The following is a 5,477-nucleotide window of genomic DNA, read 5'->3' as shown; positions in this document are numbered from 1 at the left end:
AAAGAATATTGCACTATAAATATCACAGATAATCAGGTCATGTCAAGTGCCTGATAACGCAATTTCCTAAATTTTATTGACAATTGAAGAATTTATATAAGGATTGTCATGGCTGACCAACAATCATTTTATTAAATAACGGTGTGAAAATTTAATGTTGCGTCAAAAGGCTGTGATTGCAAATACAATATATATATACTTATGAAATATCCATTGTATTATGTAAATTGTACAGGCGCATCAAGCATCATGTTTTTAGTGATGACAATTGTTAATAATATCTGGTAATTACTGTTTATTATATTGTTTCATTTATAATGTTAAGGAATATTAGGTATTGCCCAAGGAATATCTTCGCAAGTCAAAATTAATTATTAGAAGTCTTTGCTTATGAAGCTTGCTAAAAGATTTTAACTATTTTACTGCTGTTGGTAAAGGAATTTTTGCCTGTTGTTTGCGATATTTTTCTGGCCAATGGCATAGGATGATGTAGAATAAAGGGGCAAAAATTATGTATGTGTTGTACATTTGGGCGAGCTTTAAATATAGCTGAAAAGGAGCAAAGATATGCAATGGATCGCAAGTTGATTCTTGAGAGGCACAATCGAGTGGAAAAGAGCCTGCGGCAAAACGGAGTTGACGCCGTAGTGCTTTTTAACGTCGAGGGAATCGGATGGGAAGATCTTTATTATTTTTCTGGTTTTAGGGGCACAAGCGGCATTTTGGTCTTCGGTCAAAATGAAAAATTCTTGATAACTGATAGTAGGTACATTTTACAGGCAAGGGAGCAATCCCCTTTTTCTGTAATAGATAAAGGTGACAAAGAAGATATTTTTCTCGTAGAGTCCATGTTGAGGGATTTAGGCGCTAAAACGGTAGGTATTAATACAAAGACCCTGCCAAGTTATCTGTATCTGAAATTATCCGGACTCGGTTTTACCTTGGTCGACGTGTCGGATATTTTGGCTTCCTGCAGGCGCAAAAAGTCAAAAGAAGAGGTTGATCTGATTAAGATAGCTTCAGAGCAAGCGAGCAAGGCTTTCTTAAATGTTTTAAATGATCTAAAGCCTGGCATTAAGGAGACGGAAGTGGCAGCTAAACTAGAATATGAGATGAAGATTTTGGGGGCCGAGGGTGGCTGGGGTAGTGCAGATTTCATTGTTGCTTCGGGTGTAAGATCTGCCCTTCCTCATGGCAGGGCTACTTCTAAGGAATGGCAAAAGGGTGAGTGGGCAACAATTGATTTCGGCGCCAGATATGAAGGTTACGTTTCCGATATAACGAGAAATATCTATATGGGTGCTCCGTCGAGAAAGGCCATAGAAATCCATAGCATATTGTGCATGGCTCATATTAAAGCTGCTTCAAAGATAAAACCTGGAGTTGCTGCCAGGGAGGTAGATATGACGGCTAGGCAAGTTCTAGCCGATAGAGGTCTGGACAAGTATTTTACCCACAGCTTGGGTCACGGCATTGGTCTTGAAGTGCACGAAATGCCAAGGTTGTCATCGAGGTCAGTTGATGTGCTTGAAGAGGGTGATGTCGTAACTGTCGAGCCTGGAGTTTACATAGAAGGTTATGGCGGCATGAGGGTTGAAGACGATTATCTTGTGACGGATAGCGGGGCTCAAAGGCTTACGGCAGATATCCCTATGGAATTATTTGTAGTAATGGATTAAGAAATTAACGATAGGAGGCTAAATTAATGGATAAATTATCTCAACTGTTTGAATCGCGCAGAAAAGATTTTCCTTCCCTTGCTCGCACTTACAACGGCCACACTTTGGCCTATCTTGACGGTCCTGGAGGAACGCAAGTACCTCAGGCTGTAATTGATGCCGTCACGGATTATTTTACGAATTGCAACGCTAACGCACAAGGCTATTTCGTCACTTCTATTGAATCGGACGAATTAATTGCAGAAGCCAGAGAAACCGTTGCAGCCTTTTTGGGAACCGAAAATGGCGATACAATTTCTTTTGGCCAGAACATGACGACGCTGAACTACGCCTTGAGCAGGGCTTTAGAGAAGTCCTTGCATCCCGGTGACGAGGTTCTTATCACTCAATTGGATCATGAGGCAAATCGTGGCCCCTGGTTAAGGCTAAGAGAGCGTGGGGTTGTGGTACGTGAAGTGAAACTGCTTCCGAACGGCACGCTTGACATGGACGATTTTAGCAAGAAAATAACGGAAAACACGCGCCTCGTTGCAATGGGTTTTTCCTCTAATGCCCTAGGTACGGTCAATGACGTATCCACGGTAAGGCGTTGGACTTATAAAGTTGGAGCATATCTTTTGGTCGATGCTGTACACTTCGTTCCCCACTTCCCCATAGATGTCAAATCCTTGGGCGTGGATTTTCTGCTTTGTTCTGCTTATAAGTTTTACGGGCCACATGTTGGGATTTTGTACGCTAAAGAAGGGCTGCTTGAGCAGCTTGATTGTGAAAGGGTCTGCACGCAGGACCACAGGGCCCCTTATCGTATTGAGACGGGCACATTGAATCACGAGGGTATAGCTGGAGTAAAAGCAACAGTTGAGTATATTTCTACCTATGGAGAAGGCGATACTTTAAGAGAAAAAATAGTTTCCGCCATGGAAAGGATCTCTTCTTATGAGCACGAATTAGCTCTTTATGCCTATAAATGTTTGGGAGATATCCCCGGCGTTACAATTTACGGTCCTTCCTTTGATGAGAGGCATCGCGCTCCCACCATATCATTTACCTTTGAAGGTTTAAATCCAATAGAAGTGTGCAAAAGCTTGAACGAAGAGGGAATACTTGCCTGGGATGGCCATTTTTATGCCATAAGGCCGATAGAAGTATTGGGATTGCTCGAGCAGGGCGGCGTAACCAGGATCGGCATTTCTCTTTACAATACAAAGGAGGAAATCGATCGACTAATAAAAGCACTTCAAAAATTAAGCGCAAGGTGATCTTAAAAGCATACTAATATGCCTTTATAATCACTTAAAAAATTGACCCTAACCTTATCTGGTGCGATAATTGTCTATGGAGCTAATATAATGTTTTATAATTTGTAAAGGAGGAAGATCTTATGAGCAAGCTTAGAAGCCTTGCTGCAATACTTGCAGCAGTTGCATTGGTTGCTTTATGCGGGTGTGGTTTGGCCGAAGCGGCAGCACCCTTTCACATTGGTATCATGACTGGCACTGTTTCCCAACAAGAAGACGAGCTGCGCGGAGCCGAGAAGCTAATGGAGATATATGGCGATGAAGCCCACGGAGGTATGATAAAACACGTCACCTACCCCGATAACTTCATGCAGGAAATGGAGACCACGATCAGCCAGCTAGTCGGTCTTTCTGACGACCCAATGATGAAAGCGATCATTGCCAGCACTGCAGTACCTGGAACCACAGAGGCTTACAGGAGGATTAAGGAAAAAAGGCCGGACATTATATGCTTGGCCGGTAATTCTCAAGAAGACCCCGGCGTTATAGGATCAATAGCCGATTTGACGGTAAACGCGAACGATATATATAGAGGTTATCTGATTCCCGTTGCTGCTCAGAAGATGGGCGCCAAGAACTTTGTTCACATCTCCTTTCCAAGACACATGAGCTACGAGCTGCTGTCCAGAAGGCGTAATATCATGGAAGCGACATGCAACGATATAGGCTTGAAGTTTCATTTTGAGACGGCTCCTGATCCCGTAAGCGACGTGGGAGTGGCCGGTGCCCAGCAGTTCATACTGGAGAAAGTACCTGCATGGCTCGAAAAGTACGGGAAGGACACGGCATTTTTCTGCACCAACGATGCACATACAGAGCCTTTGATAAGGCAGGTAGTAAATTATGGGGGATATTTCGTGGAGGCCGATTATCCTTCTCCTCTTATGGGATATCCCGGAGCGTTGGGCCTGGACCTGACGGCTGAGAAGGGCGATTTCCCGGCGATGGTTAAAAAGATAGAAGAGGTCATCGTTGAGAAAGGCGCCAGCGGACGACTGGGCACGTGGGTTTACTCCCATGCTTATGTTATTACGGCGAGTTTAGGTGAGTTAGCAAAGAGGGTAGTCGAAGGAAACGCGAAATTAACCATCGAGGATCTCATTGCTGCCAGTAAGGGAATTACTCCCGGCATAAAACTCAATGGGAGTCGCTACATAGACATTGGCACTGGAATTGAGAGGGCAAATTACATCATGGTTTATCAGGACACGTACGTCTTTGGAAAAGGATATCTTGGCATGACCGAACTTGAGGTCCCGCAAAAATACCTTTCAATAAAGTAAAGTAACATACGAAACAAAGTTATTTGGTAAGTGCATTAAAATAAAGAGGGGAATATTCCCCTCTTTTTATTAGATTACAAAAATACCCAAAGGGTTACATTTCTGGGCATAACTGGCATGTCATAAGTCCCAAAAGGGCTTTTGTCGCGAGCAACTCGGCATATTTTACGATTTTGGTATGGTCACTGTTTTGCCTACGTGAAGAGGGGTAAAATCGTCGCCGAAATAGTTTTTGAAAGCTACCATCGCATCAAACCCCGTGCAATGTCCTGCCGCTATCCAGCTGGGTTTTAAGGAAGCAAGCTGCGATACGGTTTTTTCGATGTGTTCGGAATCGACGTCTTTTAAGTGAAAACCTCCTAATATGCCTTCTATTGGGATGCCCGGGAAGATGTCCTTGGCTCGAAGGGCGATGTTTACTATGCCGGAATGGGAACAGCCCGTCACAATGACGATGCCCTGTCCTTCGACGTTTACTGCAAGAGCGGTGTCATCGAAAAGCATGTCTTTTTTTATATGGCCTTCTTCGATGGTAATTGCGTTAATGCTGGGCTCTTCGAAATCCGTTTTTCTGGGGATTTCGCCTAAAGCGATGACGCCCTCGCGCAATTGGACAGGATCTTTCGATAGCAGTACCTTTCCTCCCGCAGATTCGATTTCCAAAGGCCCGTTTCCTTGCGGGACTCCAATGTAGCTGATGACGGGTTTGCAAGCAAAGTGAGGCCGAAAAAGCGTAGGATGCGCGATGACTGGCAGGTCTTTTTTCTTCGAAGCTCGAAGCAGATCGACGAGCGCCCCAGTGTGATCGTAGTGGCAATGTGTTAAAACTAAAATGTCGATACTCTCGGGGTCAATGTCCAACCTGCTCATGTTATGAAAAAGAGCTTTTGAAGACTGACCTACGTCCACAAGCACGCACATTTTATCTTTCTCAGCCTCTATCTCCAAGAAGAACGAAGCGCCATGTTGAGCAACGAGGTCTATATTTCCCGGAACGGCATCATCCATCAAAACGGTTATCTTTAGTGAGTTCACACCTTTCATGTAATTCACCCCTGTTTATTTCGTTGTCTTCCTTTGTGTTATCATGTATCTATTTTAGTCTCAGATGAAGCGTAATGGTCAAAATAAATTCAGACAGAAATAAATGCTTTACGTAGCCTCAAAGCACAGCCTTTCCATAAAAGTTTGAAAGATGTCAAAGGAGTTAATTTGCC

4 protein-coding genes are annotated in these 5,477 nt (G+C 43.7%); 3 read left to right on the top strand and 1 reads right to left on the bottom strand.

The window, feature by feature from the left end:
* Positions 1-515 precede the first annotated feature (515 nt).
* From Q7P41_RS08900 to Q7P41_RS08890, 3 genes are all read left to right on the top strand, one after another.
* On the top strand, positions 516-1,679 hold the full coding sequence (locus Q7P41_RS08900) for a Xaa-Pro peptidase family protein (protein ID WP_303883596.1): 1,164 nt from the start codon (positions 516-518) through the stop codon (positions 1,677-1,679).
* 26 nt (positions 1,680-1,705) lie between these two features.
* Positions 1,706-2,938 carry a cysteine desulfurase-like protein gene (locus tag Q7P41_RS08895; RefSeq protein ID WP_303883593.1) on the top strand — a complete coding sequence of 411 codons (1,233 nt, stop codon included), beginning with the start codon at positions 1,706-1,708 and terminating at the stop codon, positions 2,936-2,938.
* 122 nt (positions 2,939-3,060) lie between these two features.
* The gene (locus tag Q7P41_RS08890) at positions 3,061-4,260 is read left to right on the top strand and encodes a DUF3798 domain-containing protein (RefSeq protein ID WP_303883592.1); all 1,200 of its coding nucleotides are present in this window, start codon (positions 3,061-3,063) and stop codon (positions 4,258-4,260) included.
* 165 nt (positions 4,261-4,425) lie between these two features.
* Here Q7P41_RS08890 and Q7P41_RS08885 read toward each other — a convergent pair whose 3' ends face one another.
* The gene (locus Q7P41_RS08885; RefSeq protein WP_303883590.1) at positions 4,426-5,304 is read right to left on the bottom strand and encodes an MBL fold metallo-hydrolase; all 879 of its coding nucleotides are present in this window, start codon (positions 5,302-5,304) and stop codon (positions 4,426-4,428) included.
* Positions 5,305-5,477 lie beyond the last annotated feature (173 nt).

This window comes from Acetomicrobium mobile (genome assembly GCF_937920065.1).
This window is presented reverse-complemented; position numbering and strand designations above follow the sequence as displayed.

Excerpts from the sequence above, each read along its gene's own strand:
- Q7P41_RS08900 (WP_303883596.1), top strand. The coding sequence starts at position 516 with ATGTGTTGTACATTTGGGCGAGCTTTAAATATAGCTGAAAAGGAGCAA.
- Q7P41_RS08895 (WP_303883593.1), top strand. The coding sequence starts at position 1,706 with ATGGATAAATTATCTCAACTGTTTGAATCGCGCAGAAAAGATTTTCCT.
- Q7P41_RS08890 (WP_303883592.1), top strand. The coding sequence starts at position 3,061 with ATGAGCAAGCTTAGAAGCCTTGCTGCAATACTTGCAGCAGTTGCATTG.
- Q7P41_RS08885 (WP_303883590.1), bottom strand. The coding sequence starts at position 5,304 with ATGAAAGGTGTGAACTCACTAAAGATAACCGTTTTGATGGATGATGCC.